An 18262-nucleotide genomic window follows, 5' to 3' on the forward strand; every position below is an offset into this window, starting at 1 on the left:
ATTCTTTTATTCTTCATAAATATGCTCCATTCTAAATAAGAGCTGGAATTGTTTATTGTTAACTTGTATGAGTATTTTCTTAATAATTAGTGTTTGTAATCAGTGTTGTATGTATATTATTTAGAAATTTATGTGGATACAAATAGACTAGTTTCTGGGAATATATCCTATTGCTATTTGTATTCCTTTTTCAGAATATATAAATTTACGACCGTTCTTAAATCAGATGAAACAGTCTGAATATTAATTGATTTGAGACATTCAAAATCTAAACAAACAACAAAACACATAAAACTAATCTAACTAATGAGCAATTTGGAGAACCATTTCAAAAAGTTCCGAAAGAATACGGTGGGAAACGAAGCCCGATTTTATTCTCCCTTTGGTAAGCAAACTATCGTTTACGGCGATTGGATTGCGAGCGGACGTTTATATAAGCCTCTTGAAAAGAGAATGCTGAAGGAATTTGGGCCCTATGTGGCAAATACACATACAGAGACCAATGTTACCGGTACTTTAATGACTCAAAGTTACCATGAAGCTCAAAATCTAATTAAGAAGCATTGTAACGCAGGTCCCAATGATGTATTGATACATGCGGGGTATGGAATGACTGCTGTTGTGAATAAGCTTCAGCGAATTTTAGGACTAAAAGGGTGCGGGTATATGAACGCTACAGTTTGTCAGAAAGAAAGACAAAAGCCTGTTGTTTTTATCACCCATATGGAGCATCATTCCAATCAAACCTCATGGTACGAAACCAATGTTGATGTGGTGGTGGTGCCTCCCGGAGAAGGTTTGAAAGTTGACTTGAATGAGTTGGAAAAACAGTTGGAAAAATATGCTGATCGTAAAATGAAAATTGGTTCATTTAGTGCCTGTTCAAATGTGACAGGGATTATTACCCCTTATCACGAAATGGCCAGGTTGATGCATAAACATGGTGGAATTTGTTTTGTTGATTTTGCAGCTTCAGCCCCTTATGTTGATATTGACATGCATCCTGCTGATGAGGCTTGCAAGCTGGACGGCATTTTCTTCTCACCACATAAATTCCTTGGCGGCCCAGGTTCGTCAGGTGTTATGATTTTCGATTCGGCACTTTATAATCCCGAAGCTGCTCCGGATAATCCGGGTGGAGGAACTGTTGATTGGACAAATCCCTGGGGTGAGTACAAGTATGTGAATAGTATTGAAGCGCGTGAAGATGGTGGAACACCGGGTTTCCTGCAATCGATAAGAACGGCTTTAGCTATTGATGTGAAAAATCAGATGGGAACTGACAAAATGGAAGCACGTGAGGAAGAATTGCTCGATTTAGCTTTTAGCTTGATGCGTGAAGTCAAGGATGTGACGATTCTTGCTGATGATGGTCAAAAGCGTATTGGTGTGATGTCATTTTATATTGAGTACATTCATTTTAATTTGTTGGTGAAATTATTGAATGACCATTTTGGTATTCAGGTTCGTGGCGGCTGTGCCTGTGCTGGTACTTATGGTCATTATATGCTGAATGTTACTCCTGAGAAATCACAAGCTATTACCTGTGAGATTAGTGCTGGTGATTTAACACATAAGCCCGGATGGGTGCGTTGGTCGTTGCATCCAACAACCACAAACAAAGAGGTTATTTATTTTGTTGACTCCATTAAACAGATCATTGCCAACTTTGATGAATGGAAGAATGACTACAAGTATTGTAGTAAAACCAACGAATTTACATACGTTGGTCCTAACCAAGTGAAAAAAGAAGTATGTATTTCTAAATTGTTTAAGCTTTAGCTGCTGATTGATTCGAAGTATTAATTCGATTTAAAATATAAACTCTTCTTATTGTTTGACAATAGGGAGAGTTTTTTTGTTTTTATATCTTTGATAAAAGAGAATTTTGAGTCTTTAGGGGCTTATTACAATTTATTATTCATAATTAAAGGAAAACACATTGTACGATATAATTGGAGATATACACGGGGAATTTGAGAGCCTTGAAGAAATGCTTCAAACTCTAGGGTATAAAAAGGAAGCTGGTGTTTATGCACATTCTGAGCGCAAAGCTGTTTTTGTAGGTGATTTTGTCGATAGAGGATTTCGTGTGATTGATAGTCTTTGCCTGATAAAAAATATGGTTGATTATGGATCTGCCTATGCCATCGTTGGTAATCACGAACTTAATGTTTTGGCTTATTACACAAAGGATGAAGAAGGATTTCCTTTGCGGGAGCACAGTTTGAAGAATAAGGCTCAAATTAGAAGAACTTATCTTGAGTTTCAGGCCAATAAACAGGCTAAAAAAGTTTACTTGAAATGGTTACGATCATTGCCTATGTTTTTGGAATTTGATGATTTTAGGGTTGTTCATGCCTGTTGGGATCAGGAAGCTGTTGATTTAATGCGTGAAAAACATCCCCAAAATAGATTAAGTAAGAATTTTCTACGAAAGATCCATGCTAAGAAAGGCAAGCTTTATGAGGCTTGTATGCTTTTGTTGAAAGGAAGAGAATTTGCTTTACCCAATGATATGATTATCAAGGATAGTTATGGGATTAAACGCAGCATGTTTCGCATAAAGTGGTGGAATAAAATGGAGGGGGAGAGTTTTAGTTCTTTGGCGTTTGGTAATCGTTTCAAGCTGCCACATTATACGATTCCTCCTGAACTTTGTGTGGAAATACCTCCCTATTCGGTAGAAAACCCACCTGTCTTTTTTGGACATTATTGTTTGAATGGTCAGGCTGGTGTTATTCGTGATAACCTGTGTTGTGTAGATGCTTGTGTGGCTAATGGGGGACATCTGATTGCATACCGTTGGGATGGAAATCGAAAATTGAACCCCAATAATATTGTTAAAGTGTAAATCTGTTGTAACCAGCCCTTTTGAATTTTCAATATCAATTAAGTTATTCTTAACTTTTTTGAATGATTATGTTTTCGTAAAATATTTTTGTAGTTTCGGGTTTTGTGTAAAATCATTTAAGATCTTTTAATCTGTTTTTATTGAAAGAAGAGTTAAATGAGTATTATTTTATTTATAAACCTGATGTAATTTTAGTATGAAAATTTTTAAACAAACGTTATTGATTCTTTTAGCCTTTATCAGTTTGGTCGCCTGTGATAAAAACGATGGTGATTCGACCAATGAAATTGAAATAAAGGCAAGTATAAATGCGAAATGGGTTGTAGAAGGAACCAGCGAATTTAAATCATTTGAGTTTAACGAAAGTGGTAATTATATCGTGGTGATGGACAATACGGTGAAGTCAACAGCCGGTCCTTCAATTTTATTTGGTACCTACGAATACGATAATAATCAAACGGTAATTCTTTCTGATTTTGGAACTTTAAAGCTTAGTGATTTGGGGGCAGAGAACATGACTTTTATTGTTGAGCTCGCCGATGGAACGGTTAGTGATATCATTCTGAAGGCCAGTAAGAAAGAGGAAATGGAGAGCTCTGAGAAAACGGATCTGTTATGCAGAAGTTGGAATTTGATTAGTGTGAATGGTGCTAGTGTTGAGGGAACAGAGGAGGAATTAACGGTTCTTTTTTCAAAGGGAGGGACTTATTTTGTTGAGTTTGTTAATCCTGCAGCTGAAGCAGAAGGAGGTTTGTCCGAGTGGAACTGGAGTACCAGTAATCAAACCAACATTGATTATTTATGGAATGCTTATGGGGAAGAAGGACGAGGAACTTTTGAAATTGTTGAATTAACAGATCGTTCGTTGAAAATATTAGAAGATTTTGGGGATGGAGAAAGTGAGTTATCGGTTCTAATTCCCTTGAAGAATTAAATTTAAACAGTTGTTTTTTTAGTGTAATGAGTAAAGAGGTACACGACCTCTTTACTCATTTTTATTTTAGAATGTAAATGCAAAATCGAGGCTAACTAACCAGGCGTTTAAACCATCACTTCTATCGTAGAAGGCAGTTCTTAAACCAATACTTTTAAACTGAACCTGTTTGTTTTTTACAAATGGAGACTTAAATCTTCCAACTCCCAATAAGGGTGAATATTGCAAACCTAAACCTATTTTTGTGCTACTCAAATCTGACAAATCGTAATCAGAAGTATAAAATTGAGTTTCTTTAGCATCCACCATGGCTTTACTCACCTGACCAAATTCATAGAAATAATCGGCTGATGTTTGCGTGTGATACCTGAAGAATGGCGAAGCAATTAAGGATGGTGTGATTTGTATTGGCAATTCAATACTGGCTGTATGAGCTGTAATTCCCCAACTATCGGTATAAAAGCGATAGAAGGTTCTCAGTCTCATAAAATCGTTTAAATAATAATTCAAACGCATTGAGACTGGAATCTTAAGGCGATTATCGTCCAACATCTCAACATGACTGAAACTTCTTAAATTATCATAAGGAATTCCATTAACATCATCGAAAAAGACCCTATGAAATGGTGTACTTAAGAGACCTGTTTGAGAAACAACTTCTGCTGAAAATAAGGCTTGCAAACGCTTGTTGATGACTTGTGAGTACGATAAGCCAAATTTCATTGTTGTACGCTTATCGTCTTTAAGCCAGTTTGTACCATCACTTCTTCTTTCATAGGGATATAATAACTTCCAGCTGTCGTTCATATACAGGGCATCAAGACTTAGCGAGCGGTTTTTATCTTTTGAATTAATGGTGTAAGAGCCACCAAAATTGAATGATGTGACATCAAATTCGGCTGAAAAACCTGCCATTAAGCTATAAGCATTTCCAGAATTCCTCAAATCTCTGCTGTAAGCTGCATTGATATGAGAGCGAACATCTTTTCCTGAAGCTCCTGTTTTACGCCCTTCGAAATAATCGATGTTATTGGTAGACGCCGATGTATAGAAATCAATTCCGAAATTCAAATCCAGATTTGAGACTGTGTCCAAAGGAATGTGCACCACAAATGTAGGGGCTACATTTTCCAGTTTTTCTGTTCCCCGTCCACCCGTTACTGGCGAATGATCGCCGTCTTGTTCATAATAGTTCAACAAGAAGTTGGCTTCAGCATCTTTAAGTTGGGTTTTAGATTTTTTGATTTTTTTCTGACTTTCATTTTGTTTGTCGTCAATACTGTTTTTATCAGTTTGAGCCATTAGAGTATAAGACCCGGCTAAAACTGTTACGAGTAAGATTAATTTCTTTAGTTGCATCCACAACCTCCTCCTGATTTACCGCCATTTGCTCCGGCGGCACCTTCACGGTATGATTGAAAATTTGATTCATAGCTTTCAAGCTTTTTAGCTCTTAGAGCCATTGCCTCGTCGTTTAGATAGGCTTTTTGATAGGCAGCAACTGATACGCAGGAGTTGAGCCCGAACAATAAGCATAAACTGAAAAGAAGCAGCTTTGTCTTATTTTTATTGCGCATGTTTATCTCCAATTTTAATTTGGTATTTGTGATTAGTAATCGGTTTCTTAATATAGTCTAAATGTAAATTTTCTGAGGTGAAAAGTTCTTGTTTGTCGGTAATAAGCAGACATTCTATTCCATTTATTTGATTAATCAATTCGAGGCCTTTATCTTTCCCCAACACAAAAACTGAGGTGGCTAAGGCATCAGCAAGCTCAGCATTAGGACAAATAATACTGACACTGCATAATCCTCTGACCGGATATCCCGTTCTGGGATCGATGATATGCGAATAGGTTTGACCATTTATGGTGACAAATTTTTCGTAATTTCCTGAGGTAACAACAGCTGTTTCGTTGATGTTGAGCCATGAAAAGATTTTATCTTTTTCTTTAGGATTGACAATACCTATTTTCCAGTCTTTCCCACCTTCATCTTTACCCCAACTGATTAAATCGCCAGAGGCATTAACTAGTGCTCCGGTCAGGCCCATTTTCGACATAATGTCCAAAGCTTTATTGGCAGCATAACCTTTACCTATGGCACCAAAGCCAATTTTCATTCCTTTATCTTTCAGAAATACAGTTCTTTTTTCAGGATCAAGGATGATATTTTTGTAATTGATTTTTGATACTGAAGCCGCAACTGTGGTGGAATCGGGGAGTTCTGTCATTTCTCCGTCAAAATGCCAGATTTTATCAAGTGAGGCATAGCTGATATCGAAAGCTCCTTGTGTTAAGTTCGATATTTTTATCGAACGACGAATTAAGTTGAATAACTCCTGATCAACAGCAACTGGTTTTATCCCTGCATTTCGGATGATTTCCGAGGTTTGCGAATTAGGGTCCCATGAGGAAATTAATTTTTCAATTCGTTTGATCTCAGAAATACCTGCTTCTATAGCATTTAGCGCTTTCCCCTGATCAGGACTAACCGCTGTAATATCAAACCGGGATCCCATTAAAAGGAGAACCTTAGTGTGAGATTCTTTTTGACCAAACGAATTTAGTGCGAAAATCAGAAACAATAATGTGATAATATTTCGGATCATATGATTAGTTAATCAGGCTTTTAATGTGATCAACATACTGACTTGGACTCAGGTTTTTATAGCCCGTTTTCGCAACAATATTCATGTCAGAATCCAAAATGATAATTGTAGGGAATTGACCATCCTTATTGTATTTTTCAGCTAGTTTTTCGTTATAATTAGTCTGTTCTGCAGTTAGTTGATTCTTTTTTTTTCTTGGAAAATCAATATCCACAAGGACCAGATTTTTATTTGCAAAAGTTTTAAATTCCGGACTTTCCAGAATTGTCTTTTTAAGAATCATACAGGATCGGCACCAATCTGAGCCTGAAAAATTCATAAAAATGAGTTTTCCTTCTGTTTTAGCTTTTATTTGTGCATCTTCTAATTGATTTCCCTTTGCGAAACTAGATGAAAGACCTGTAATTACAAGGAAAAAAACGATTAATACAGTTTTGTAATTCATAATGCTTTTGTTCAAAATTTAAAAAAAGTATTGCCAAATATAGTGAATATAGTATTGATATATCTAGATAGGTTGTTAAAAAGTATAAATATATTGAGATTTGATTATCTTAAAATGTGGGCGGAAAGAAAAAATCCCACTCAGGTGTGCTGAGTGGGATTATCATGAATAAGAAACACTTATTCTTTTATAACTTTTCTCGACAGTCGGCTATTGTCTTGAAAATCAAAAACGATAATATAAACACCCTGATTTAGATGACTGAGATCAAGTATTTCGTTGCTATTCGGGTTATTCTTATAAAGAATGGTTTTTCCTGTAAGGCTGTAAAGACTGACACGTTTAACCTGGGTCAAATTATCCAGATGCAGCATGTCTTGTACAGGATTTGGATAGATATTTAGTTCTTCATCCACAATATCATCAATTCCTGTTGAATAGTCGATTTCGTCAGAATAGTCAGAATAGACTTGTGTTCCAATCAAATACTCTCCACTTATGGCTTTAGGTGTTACAGAGAAACGTAAATAGCGTCCTACATCTTTACGAGCAATTGTGTATTCAAGTGCATTAGCTCCCTGAATAGCTGACTCATTAGTTCCGGATTGATCATCAGCCCGATACCATTGGATAATAGAGTTTCCTTCAGTATCCCCCTCTCCATCGGTATAAGTATATGAAGCTGTTATAACTGCGTCTTGTATGAATTCACCACTGATAGCTAAATTACTAGCAACAGGAGGATTCATAAGGGAAACTATTTTGTCTGAGTAAGTACTATAGACAATATCTCCCTGAAATAATTCCCCAGTTTGTGCTACAGGTGTAACTGAAAAGCGAATGAATTTATAACGATCATCAGCACCAGGGGTGTAAGTTATATTTGTTGCCCCCGTAATACCTATTTCATTAGTGCCATTGACATCATCTGCCCGGTACCACCTGTAAATTGATGTTCCTTCTGCATCACCATTTATATCGGAGTAGGAGTAAGAGGCAGTTAGTGTTTCGTTTTCTTTGGCTGTTCCGGTTATAAGAATATTTGATGCTACAGGAGCAGAAATTATATTAGGAGTAGTTAATTGTTTTGTTGTATAGATATGATATTCTCCAGGAGCAAGTTCGATGTTGACATTAATGTCTGTTACGCTAATTTCTGAGCCAGAGAAGTAATCATACCATGTACCAGTTTTACTAAATTTTGGAGAGATATTACCCGTTTTAACATCGAAGTTACCAATGATGCGTATATCCATATCGGCGTGGTTAATCTCAATTTGCTTTAAAGGTTGGTTGGTATTCAGGCTGAAATCGCTAGATTCGAAGGCAATTTCTTCCTTTTTGATTTTAGCAAGTGCTGCGAATACCTGGTAAACTCTTTTTCGGTTTGGATCATCTTGATATTCCCAGTGAATTGGCTTTTTGCTCGTTCTCCCCCCCTGATCAATTGAGATATCATATCCCAATTCGCCAAACTGCCAGATCATCTTTGGTCCAGGAATGGGTAAGAAGAATGTAGTAGCGGTTTCTATTCTTGAAAGGGCAGTTTTCAGATTTCTTACATTATAACCATCTAAAGAAGAACCTTCTGTTAGATTTCGGTACATCATGCGTTCTTCGTCGTGACTTTCCATATAGCTAACCACTTTGGGGCCATCCCAACCTCTGTTTTTCCAGGAAGTCCAACTAAAATTTGAACTATAACCTTTAGTAGCTTCGTTATAATCATGATTGGCATTTCCCCAAAGCATAATTCCATGAGCCGCCAGTTCTTTTTCTTCGGAATTTTCTGATAAGTGTTCAAAAATAACGAGGGCATCTGATTTTACGTTCCAGATTTCAGTAGCCATCCTTTCTAATATATCAATTCTTTGTTGATCGTATTGACTTCCCCATGGATCTGTTGAATTACTATGTGGCGTATTTGAAAAACCCTTCGTGAAATCGAATCGAAAACCATCAATGTGATATTCAGTCATCCAATAGGCATTAATTCGATCAACTAGATCTTTGGTAGCCTGACTGGTATGATTGAAATCGTATCCCCAGTGTGCATCCGGGTTTTCGAAATTATTTTCCACATTATACCAAGGACTTTCAGCAGTAGGCTTTGTTCCATCGAAATACATGCGAAGGAACGGAGATTGACCAAAAGAATGGTTCAATACCATATCCATCAAAACGGCTATTCCTCGTTTGTGACATTCATTGACAAAGGCTTTGTAATCCTCTTTTGTACCATAAGCTTTGTCAGGAGCAAAGTAAAAGGATGGGTTATATCCCCATGAATCATTGCCTTCGAATTCGTTGAAAGGCATCAGTTCAATTGCATTAACACCCAATCGTTCCAAATAATCTAAGGTATCTTTTACGGTTTTAATATTACCTGTAGAAACAAAGTCGCGAACATGCAATTCATAAATAACAAGATCTTTTTTATCAGGAACAGTGAAGCCTGAATCGGTCCAGCTGTAGCTTGTTTGAGCGGTTTGGAATACACTCGCAATTTCACTTGTTTTATCACTAGGGTATGCAATTAAATTAGGATAGGTTGTATTGGATATGTATTGATCGTTCCATGGATCAAGTAATTTATCTGCATACGGATCTGCAATTTTTATATCGCCATCAATTACGTATTGGTATATATACTCTTTGCCTGCTGTTAGGTTATCAATTGTTAACCAAAAATAATCCCCATCCTTTTTCATTTGGTAGGTATTGTTGAATTTCCAGTTTGTGAAGTCTCCAATTACATAAATGTATTCCTTTTTAGGAGCATATAAAGCCAGAGTAAGAGTATTGTCATCAATATAGTTTATTCCTGGAATAACCCCGGTAGGTATTGTTGCTGAGACTACATCTTCACGCACAAAGAAATGTAAAGTATCTCTTATTTCATCTAATCCTTTTGTTGCCACGGCAACCAACTCATGATTTCCAGCCATAGCAGTTGAAACTGAAGTTGTGATTGTTGTTTCATTGGTTGTGCTGTTTTGTATACCATCAAAATATAAAGTCAGGTTGTCACTTGCATTTGATTGCACTTCAATTTGTAAGTCTTCGTTTTTGGTTATGATTTTATTGTCAGTGGGAGCGATGAAACTCACGTTTAATCCACCTTCACTAACCTCAACGTAAATGTCTTTTCCCCCCTCATCCTTACCTTCTAAAGAATTGTCTGCAGAACGAAAGACGAAGGCCATTTTTAATATTTTTTCACCCTCGGCTACGCCATAATATTCACGTACGCTAGGTGTGATTGTAAGTTGCCACTTATTGTTTCCGAGTGATGTTAATTTGTATTTTGCGCTGTTATCACCCCAGGTTGGTGCATATTTCCAGTCGGTATCTGAGGTACTTTTATCGGTAATTACACCAGTGTGAGCATAAACATCTCCAGTGTAGTCCTTCAAACCTCCGGTTCCTAATGTAGCGTCATAAGTGATGGTTACTTCATTACTTTCAGTAGGAAAGGTGGGAGAGGTTGTGATAATCTGAGCCTGACTAATGAATGATATTAGCAGGAAAAGTAAGGTGAAATATGTGTAAAGTTTCTTCATAGCAAGCTTCTTCTGTTGATTGAATCCTCTTATTATTTTAGATTAAAAAATGCAATCAGCAACCAGATTAGTTACTAATTGCATTTAGTTATTTGAGATAAGGTAGCCATATGGCTACCTTATATGCTTGTTATTTTTATTACGGAGTTGTGATAGAACCAGCACCTGTTAAAAAGTTAAGAGAGATATTGTCACCTGCGGTAACATTTACTCTTGTCTGATCCCCTCCAGTTCCTCTAAATTCAATCATGCCATCAAGAACGATGAATTCAGCTTGCCACCAGTCACAGTTCAAGGTTGGAGCATCAACATACATTCTTAATTCTCCATCGTTAGGAACACCATCAAATTTGATCACTTTGTTGGCATTGTCAACTGTGAATAGATCGGCAGGATCTCCACCATCCCATCCACCGAATACATTACCCATCCCATAAACCTTAGGTTCGGCAATTTCGATAGTGTTATTTTCCAAATCAACAACAACCATGTAATAGCCTTCAGTTGAAGGAACAGGAATGTCGGTTCCTCCTTTAGTGTAGACACCATTGACAGCATCACCTTCTCTACCAAAGTCATTTGACCATGCTGGTTGAGGTGCACATTTAAAGTTACCACTACCTTTCATCCACACAATTTTCCAGAATAATTCAGGATGACTGTGAACAGGAACAAATTGCAGTTTGTTTTTCCAATCCCAGTTCTCATCATCCGGACCAACACCATTACCTGTCATGTAGAGTTCTGTTGGGTAAACAGGTTTAGCTTCAATGGTATAAGTACCAGCATTAAGGTTGACTGTAATGTTGTAAACAGCATCAGCACCATCAAAAGTGATGTTATCATTCTTTCCTTTAGGAGCTAAGATACCTGACTGGCCTTTTTCAGCGATGTTACCCCAATCAAGATCGCCCCAGCTTTGTTGTCCTATAAATTTGAATTCAGCACCGTCTTGTAATTCTTTTTCAATAGTGAAAACACCTTCACTCTTTTTAGTCATTGCAACCGCATTCGCAGCATCCCAAAATGGGTCTGTAGAATTGTAACCACCTACTATATAAAGATTATCGTAGTCATATCCATAAGTAGTTGATTCAACCATATAAGGAGTAATTGTTAGCGAGCTTGACATAAAATCAGCTGTTACAGCATACCAGCCTGTTTCGCCTGTAAATTTGAAATTTCCGGCATCGTCTCCGGCAGCTTCAATATTTTCAGAAACAGTAGCAAATTTACCAAAGTTATAGTCAAACCCGTCGCTTGCTTGCTTATCTGAAAATTTAAACAGACTATCTTTAGTAAGTTTCAGGTACTTTGTAAAAATATCATCAGAACCAAAAGCTTTTAATGCTGCAGATATTTCAGTAGCACTAGTAGCATTTCCAAAAATGTACAGTTCAGAAGGAATAGCCACATCAAGATATGGAGTCACCTTCATTGTAAACGAAGCAGTGTACAAATTATCAAGATCCTCATTAGCAAAAGCTCTGATTCGAACTTCAAGCTCCACCAATTTAGCAGGGGCATATTTTGTGGATATTAAAGTATTCAGGGCACCTACTGTAATTGATGTGGTAGTTGTAGAAACTCGTTCAAATTCTAAGGCATTTTTGAACTCATTACCTACGGTATCAACCTGAATGTAGTATCTAACCCCAATAGGATCGGCATATGTTGCAGCAGACCAGCTTAAGTTGACTACAGTATCCTTTTCATTTTTTTTCTCAAGAATCAGATCTATAGCCTCTGTGACTTCTTCGAGTACCGGAGCTGTTCCTTGAACAGGTACGGTAACATTTGGCGTTTCAAAATCGTCTTCACAGGCGATAAAGAAAACTGCCAATAGAGATATAAATAAATATTTTATGTTTTTCATTTTTATTCAATTTTACCAGTTTGATTAATAAAGTCAAGCTCTATAGTCTGTTCACCTGCGTTAATATTAAATCTTTTCTGATCACCGCCATCTGCTCTGTATTCAATTTTGCCATTAAGGAATATGAATTCAGCATGCCACCAGTCAGAAGCGGAAATATAAGGATGTGTTACATGAAGTCTTAGTTCGCCAGCAGAATAGCTTTTAGTTAAATACATCTTCTTATTATCAGCATCTAACTTAAATTTGTTCTCTTCAGTAACAGAACTAGTAGGCCACACGTCGCCGATAGTAGGTCCACATACATAAACATTAGCAGGCTCTATAATCATCGTATTTGTTGCCAGATTTACACCAACTGTATAATATCCTGCTGTTCCAGGAACAGGAATATCTTCACCTCTTTCTTCAGGTGTACCTAAATTGGTTCCTAAAGTATATTCTCCATTCACAGGGTCTCCAATTCTTCCGATAACCCCCTTGTAGTTTTCATCAGAACAAAGCTTAAAGCTTCCTGTTGCTTCCATCCAAACAATCATCCAGGCATCATCTTCACCCCAAACTTTGTTTAGTTTAAGTTTGTTGTTCTGTGCTACGCGCCCTACACCATCTCCAAACAGATAGAATGTTTCTGGTGCAAATAGAATATCCAGATACGGTGTTGTTTTAAAGTTTACCACTGAAGAATATTGAGTCTCAACTCCATTTAATGAATTTGTCATTATTCTTGCATAAACTGTAGTTTCTATATCTACAGGTAATTCTAGTGATTCTGTTAGCAGTTCATTAATGGCCCCTACAGTGAATGTGTATGTATTTTCTGACGGACTAATATCAAAACTAACAGGTTTAGAAAAATCTGCTGTAGCAGAAAATTGAAGGATATCTGTTACCACAATATCTATTCCATATGAAGCAGGTGTATACGATACCTGAATAGTCTCAGCTTTTATAGCTTTTGATATTATCAAAGTTTCGCCAAAACCAGTAATATTAGTTGCTGGCATATACTTTGAATCATTCAATTTCAAAATATCATCATCCTCACATGAAAAAAGGCTTACTGCGAGAAGTAATATTAGTATATATTTTAAATTCTTCATAACGTATTATTTAATATCGATTAGTAACCTGAGATGTTCGACAGATTAGGATTTGCATTTATGTCTGAGGATGGAATAGGAAATACATTATATTTTTCATCTGTAGCTTTTCCATTGGCAACAGCGCCTTTCCATGGCCAATTGTATGCACCGCCTGTTAATTTTTTAAATCGAACAAGATCGGTTCTTCTGTGACATTCCCAATAAAGTTCACGTCCTCTTTCGTCAAGAATAAAATCCAAAGTTAAATCGGACTCAGTGATGTTTCCTGATGTATCGCCATATGCTCTGGCTCTAAGTTCGTTGATGTAAATTACAGCTTGTCCTTTTGTTCCACCTGTACCACCAAGAAGGACTGCTTCCGCATATACTAGGTAGAAGTCAGCTAATCTGAAAAGAGGAAAATCTGTATCGGGGAATGATAAATTAGATCCAACAGCCCCGGTCGACGTAATATTCTTAAACTTACGTAATGCATACCCATCTCTAAAGTTGAAAATATCTGCTATTTCCAAATTTTGTCCTTCGGTATAGAACATGCCTCTTTTATCAGTTCCGGTAACATCTGGAAACAGGTTCACAAAAGCTTTAGTGGTTCTGTTACCACCCCATCCACCGTCGATACCCGACTCACTTGCAGGCATATCACCTCCGACTGTTGAGTGAAGAAGGAAAGTCATTCCACCCCAGGTTTGAGTGCTATTACCATCTGCAGCTATTGGGAAAATGATTTCGTTAGTTCTCAAATGATTGTCGGCTAGGAACAAATTGGCATAAGTAGATTCAATTGAGTAGCCACCATTAATAATTTTATTACAGTAAGTAATCGCATCAGTGTATCTTGGTTCATCAATATAGACTTCTGCATTTAAGTACATTTTAGCCAGAATAGCCCAAGCCAGACCTTTATCTGCCCTGCCATACTCATTTGTTCTTGGTTCTGCTAAGTCTGTCTCAATAGCTGTTAGTTCATCCTCGATATATTTGAATAGTTCTTTTTGAGTAACCATTTCGGGGAAGAAAAATGAGCCAATTTGATCTTCTTCGGTTACAAATGGACCACGACCAAACATATCAAGCATGTGATAGTAGCTCAAAGCTCTTAAAGCTCGGGCTTCATCACTGAAGGCTTTATACTCTGGTTTATCGCTTGTGAGTTTAATCAGATTATTGCAATAAGTAATCTGAAGTGCTATTCGATAGTACATTGCCTTAACAAACTCGTTTGAACTGTCCCAGTCCTGATCGTGTAAGTCTCTTAAATTACCATCGTTCCATGCACAAATAGCCTCATCAGTTGGTAGTTCCTGGTGATTCCATAATAGTCTTAGATATGATGAAAAACCACCATTGATACTACTGATATCAGGATTGTCATCAACACCTGTTTGTCCGCCTAGAATTAGGCCTGCATAACATTTTGCTAAAAGTTGTTTATACGACTCCGCATCAGTTAGGACATTTTCTCTAGTTTTTATATCCTCATCAAGAGGTAGCGTATTCAAATCATCAACACACGATACACATGCAAATATTAATGCAAATGCTATCATGATATAATTTGTTTTAAAATATTTCTTATTCATAATTAATAACATTTATCAATTAAAATTTCACGTTTAATCCAAACAAGAAGGTTCTTGGTCTTGGATATACATCATTGTCAATACCTCCATTAACTTCAGGATCTAATCCACTGTAATCTGTAAATACAAATGCATTCTGAACAGTTGCAAATGCTCTTGCGTTCATATCAAAACCTAGAAGAGGTTTTAATAATTTAGTGAAGTTATAACCCAGAGTGATATTATCTATTCTCAAATATGAAGCGTCTTCAAGGAAATAATCAGAATATTGTTGAGCAGTCTCAAACTTTGATTTATTAATTTCTGACGGCATATTAGTCAAGTATTCGTTGACTGTCATCTCCTGGTATCGACCCCCGACAATAACATTATTGTAAATCTGTCCTCCAATGCCGATTCGACCGTTAAATCCAAAATCGAAGTCTTTATATTTGATATAAGATGAAAATCCCATATTGTAATCTTGGGCAGGATCCTTGGCATAATATTTATCGGCAGATGTGATCTGACCATCTTTGTTCCTGTCTACGTATAATCCTTCAATGGGTTTTCCATTAGCGTTGTACACTTGCTCGTATACATAAAATGTATTTAATGAGTGCCCAACAGCATTAATTTGGATCGTATTACCAACACCAACGCCACTAATGTCTCCAGTTTCAACACCTTTGTAATTAGGATCATCATAATTTGTCAAACGAGTAATCTCGTTTTTGTTATAAGCAAGATTAAATCCAAGTTCCCAATACAAATCATCTTTATCCAATACAATTGCGTTAACTGAGAATTCAAATCCATTATTTTCCAAGTCACCAACATTTGTTAGTAATCTATCAGTAAAGTTTGTTCCTGCAGGTACAGGGATTGTGTTCAATAAATCTTTTGTTTTACGTTTATACAAATCAAAAGTACCATTCAGTCTGTTATTAAAGAATCCAAAGTCGATACCTGCATTATAAGTAGTCGTTTTTTCCCATTGTAAGCCTTCGTCGTATCCATCAGGTCTTATTAGAGTATAAAACTGATTCCCGAATTGGTATCGTGTTTTAGAATCACTTAATCGGTAGGTTCCCATATAAGGATAGTCCCCTTGGCCTAATTCCTGCTGACCTGTAATACCATATCCCAAACGAAGCTTAATATTACTAATTGCCTCAATATTTTTAACGAAGGCTTCTTCACTCATTCTCCATGCAAAAGCTGCTGAAGGGAAAGTACCCCATCTGTTGTCTTTGTGGAATCTTGAGGAACCGTCTTTACGTATTGTACCAGTCAGGATATATTTATCCATGAATGTGTAGTTGGCCCGGCCAAAGAATGAAACCAAATAGTTTTCTGTCTCATCTTTTGAATCTTTTTGAATAATATTATTTCTGTCAGTATCTCGAGATGATGATTTTGACCAGAAATGCTGCCACTCATAACCACCCATAACATTAATTTTACTGCTTAATGATGGAAGGTCTTTGTCATAAGTAAGATAAAAGTCGAGTAATTCATTTTTTTTCTCCTGAGTATAATCATTTTTTACTACATCAGATTCTTTTTGTACCCATGAAGCATCCAGGTCAGTATCAACATCACCTTCACTATCAGAGTAGTCATAGCCTAATTTCATACTAGCTTTTAAATCCGGAAGAAAATGTAATTTATAATCTGCTTGAAAATCTGCGATTACTCTTGAAACATTCGATTTATCATCTTTTTGTTGTAATTGAGCAACCGGATTACGGGTTCCATTAACGTTTCTGGATCCATCTCCCATTAACCATGTTGTATAACCACCATAAATTCCAGTCTTGTTAAAAACAGATTGTGTTGGGTCATAACGTAATGCACTTCCGATAGCTCCTTTATCAGCAAATTGGTTTTCAATCATCATGTATTTAACACCCATGTTTATTTTTAAATGATCATCTAAAAAGCTAGGGTTCAAATTTAAAGTTCCAGTAGTTCTCTGCATTTCAGAAGTCTGCAAAATTCCCTTTTGATCGGTGTAACCAGCTGAAACTCGAAACGGAATGTTTTTGTATGAACCTGAAATACCAAGGTTATGTTCCTGACCTGTTGCATCTCTGTAGATCTCATCTTGCCAATCTGTTGATGCTTTGCCCATTAATGCAGGGTTGACTGAAGAGTTTGTTAAAGCTCTTTCATTAACTAAAGCTCTATACTCCTCAGCACTTAAAACATCAACAGTTTCTTTAATTTTACCTATTGAAAATTTATTGTCATATGTGATTTGTATTTTTTGACCAGCTTTCCCTTTTTTAGTTGTAATAAGGATGACACCATTCGATGCACGTGAACCGTAAATTGCAGTTGCTGATGCATCTTTTAAAACGGTAAATGTTTCAATATCGTTGGGGTTTAATGAGCTTAAAACATTACTCATCCCATCAATTGCTTTATTATCCAAAGGCATTCCATCAATTACAATTAATGGATCATTACTTGCTGACATTGAAGATCCTCCACGAATACGAATCGTTGCTCCAGAACCCGGAGCTCCACCATCACTGATGATTTGTACCCCGGCAACTTTACCAACGATTAAATCTTGAGGAGAACTGGTAGACCCTTGGTTAAAGTCATCAGATTTTAATGAAAAGACCGCTCCTGTAGCATCTTCTTTTCGAACTTGACCGTAACCAACAATAACAACTTCGGAAAGCTGTTCTACATCGGCACTCATAGCAATATTAATTTGGGTCTGATCTCCAACAAGTATTTCCTGAGTTTTATAACCAATAAAAGAAAATACAAGGGTTGATGTGGCATCGGCTGTGACGGTGAATTTACCGTCAATGTCTGTACTTGTACCTACAGTTGTTCCTTTAACAACTACAGAAACGCCGGGTATTCCCATGCCATCGTTTGCATCGGTAACTGTACCAGTGACTACTTTTTCCTGAGCTTGTGTAATGGTAAAAGAGCATACCATAACTAACAAGAGAAGTAGTTTTCTGAACATACTAATGTTAAGTTTCATAAATGTAAATTTAAGATAAATAAGAAGTTAGATGTAATGATAGTTTTAAGAGATAGAATTTAATTTCAATCGTTTTCGATAGTAATTAAACTTTATTTCATTATTCTATCAAGTTTAGATTTAGGAACTAGTTTACAATTATTGAACTCAATGTTTCCGACTATGATTCTTCCTTTATTGTACACAAGTGTTGTCTAAATCTTAAGTTAGCCTTAATTATTTTCTATATAAATATATGAAGTGCTTGATTAATCGTATAAGTTAATGAATGTTAAAAGCTTATAAAATCGTCGCAAACG

The 18262-nt window shown here is 36.5% G+C and carries 12 protein-coding genes; 3 read left to right on the top strand and 9 right to left on the bottom strand.

Annotation, left to right across the window (positions count from 1 at the left end; all coding sequences use genetic code 11):
* The first annotated feature begins 306 nt into the window (after positions 1–306).
* From EO244_RS05375 to EO244_RS05385, 3 genes are all read left to right on the top strand, one after another.
* Positions 307–1782, top strand: coding sequence for an aminotransferase class V-fold PLP-dependent enzyme (locus EO244_RS05375; protein ID WP_129253627.1), 1476 nt, complete (start codon positions 307–309; stop codon positions 1780–1782).
* Positions 1783–1942: 160 nt separating this feature from the next.
* A complete protein-coding gene (locus EO244_RS05380) occupies positions 1943–2854 on the top strand; it encodes a metallophosphoesterase (RefSeq protein WP_129253628.1) in 912 nt (303 codons plus the stop codon).
* Positions 2855–3050: 196 nt separating this feature from the next.
* Positions 3051–3788 carry a hypothetical protein gene (locus EO244_RS05385; RefSeq protein WP_129253629.1) on the top strand — a complete coding sequence of 246 codons (738 nt, stop codon included), beginning with the start codon at positions 3051–3053 and terminating at the stop codon, positions 3786–3788.
* A gap of 66 nt (positions 3789–3854) precedes the next feature.
* Here the strand turns inward: EO244_RS05385 and EO244_RS05390 are convergent, their stop codons facing one another.
* The 9 genes from EO244_RS05390 to EO244_RS05430 all read right to left on the bottom strand — a co-directional run bounded on the left by EO244_RS05390 (position 3855) and on the right by EO244_RS05430 (position 17963).
* Complete coding sequence (locus EO244_RS05390; protein ID WP_129253630.1) at positions 3855–5147, bottom strand: DUF3570 domain-containing protein; 1293 nt, start codon at positions 5145–5147, stop codon at positions 3855–3857.
* Positions 5138–5365, bottom strand: coding sequence for a DUF4266 domain-containing protein (locus EO244_RS05395; RefSeq protein ID WP_129253631.1), 228 nt, complete (start codon positions 5363–5365; stop codon positions 5138–5140). Before EO244_RS05395 ends, EO244_RS05390 begins: the two co-directional genes overlap by 10 nt.
* Positions 5355–6398 carry an FAD:protein FMN transferase gene (locus tag EO244_RS05400; RefSeq protein ID WP_129253632.1) on the bottom strand — a complete coding sequence of 348 codons (1044 nt, stop codon included), beginning with the start codon at positions 6396–6398 and terminating at the stop codon, positions 5355–5357. Before EO244_RS05400 ends, EO244_RS05395 begins: the two co-directional genes overlap by 11 nt.
* A gap of 4 nt (positions 6399–6402) precedes the next feature.
* Positions 6403–6843 carry a thioredoxin family protein gene (locus EO244_RS05405; RefSeq protein WP_129253633.1) on the bottom strand — a complete coding sequence of 147 codons (441 nt, stop codon included), beginning with the start codon at positions 6841–6843 and terminating at the stop codon, positions 6403–6405.
* 179 nt (positions 6844–7022) lie between these two features.
* Complete coding sequence (locus EO244_RS05410; protein WP_129253634.1) at positions 7023–10406, bottom strand: alpha-amylase family glycosyl hydrolase; 3384 nt, start codon at positions 10404–10406, stop codon at positions 7023–7025.
* Between the two features lie 139 nt (positions 10407–10545).
* Complete coding sequence (locus EO244_RS05415; protein ID WP_129253635.1) at positions 10546–12282, bottom strand: SusF/SusE family outer membrane protein; 1737 nt, start codon at positions 12280–12282, stop codon at positions 10546–10548.
* A 2-nt stretch (positions 12283–12284) separates the two neighbouring features.
* Positions 12285–13385 carry a SusF/SusE family outer membrane protein gene (locus tag EO244_RS05420; protein ID WP_129253636.1) on the bottom strand — a complete coding sequence of 367 codons (1101 nt, stop codon included), beginning with the start codon at positions 13383–13385 and terminating at the stop codon, positions 12285–12287.
* A 20-nt stretch (positions 13386–13405) separates the two neighbouring features.
* Complete coding sequence (locus EO244_RS05425) at positions 13406–14971, bottom strand: RagB/SusD family nutrient uptake outer membrane protein (RefSeq protein ID WP_206734489.1); 1566 nt, start codon at positions 14969–14971, stop codon at positions 13406–13408.
* A gap of 19 nt (positions 14972–14990) precedes the next feature.
* Entirely contained in the window at positions 14991–17963 is a 2973-nt protein-coding gene (locus tag EO244_RS05430) for a SusC/RagA family TonB-linked outer membrane protein (RefSeq protein WP_129253638.1), read from the bottom strand.
* Between the last annotated feature and the right edge of the window lie 299 nt (positions 17964–18262).

The sequence above is a fragment of the Ancylomarina salipaludis genome (assembly GCF_004122035.1).
Taxonomy (GTDB): Bacteria; Bacteroidota; Bacteroidia; order Bacteroidales; family Marinifilaceae; genus Ancylomarina; species Ancylomarina salipaludis.

Coding starts and splice junctions, on each gene's coding strand:
- EO244_RS05375 (WP_129253627.1), top strand. CDS start 307: ATGAGCAATTTGGAGAACCATTTCAAAAAGTTCCGAAAGAATACGGTG.
- EO244_RS05385 (WP_129253629.1), top strand. CDS start 3,051: ATGAAAATTTTTAAACAAACGTTATTGATTCTTTTAGCCTTTATCAGT.
- EO244_RS05390 (WP_129253630.1), bottom strand. CDS start 5,147: ATGCAACTAAAGAAATTAATCTTACTCGTAACAGTTTTAGCCGGGTCT.
- EO244_RS05395 (WP_129253631.1), bottom strand. CDS start 5,365: ATGCGCAATAAAAATAAGACAAAGCTGCTTCTTTTCAGTTTATGCTTA.
- EO244_RS05400 (WP_129253632.1), bottom strand. CDS start 6,398: ATGATCCGAAATATTATCACATTATTGTTTCTGATTTTCGCACTAAAT.
- EO244_RS05405 (WP_129253633.1), bottom strand. CDS start 6,843: ATGAATTACAAAACTGTATTAATCGTTTTTTTCCTTGTAATTACAGGT.
- EO244_RS05410 (WP_129253634.1), bottom strand. CDS start 10,406: ATGAAGAAACTTTACACATATTTCACCTTACTTTTCCTGCTAATATCA.
- EO244_RS05415 (WP_129253635.1), bottom strand. CDS start 12,282: ATGAAAAACATAAAATATTTATTTATATCTCTATTGGCAGTTTTCTTT.
- EO244_RS05420 (WP_129253636.1), bottom strand. CDS start 13,385: ATGAAGAATTTAAAATATATACTAATATTACTTCTCGCAGTAAGCCTT.
- EO244_RS05425 (WP_206734489.1), bottom strand. CDS start 14,971: ATGAATAAGAAATATTTTAAAACAAATTATATCATGATAGCATTTGCA.
- EO244_RS05430 (WP_129253638.1), bottom strand. CDS start 17,963: ATGAAACTTAACATTAGTATGTTCAGAAAACTACTTCTCTTGTTAGTT.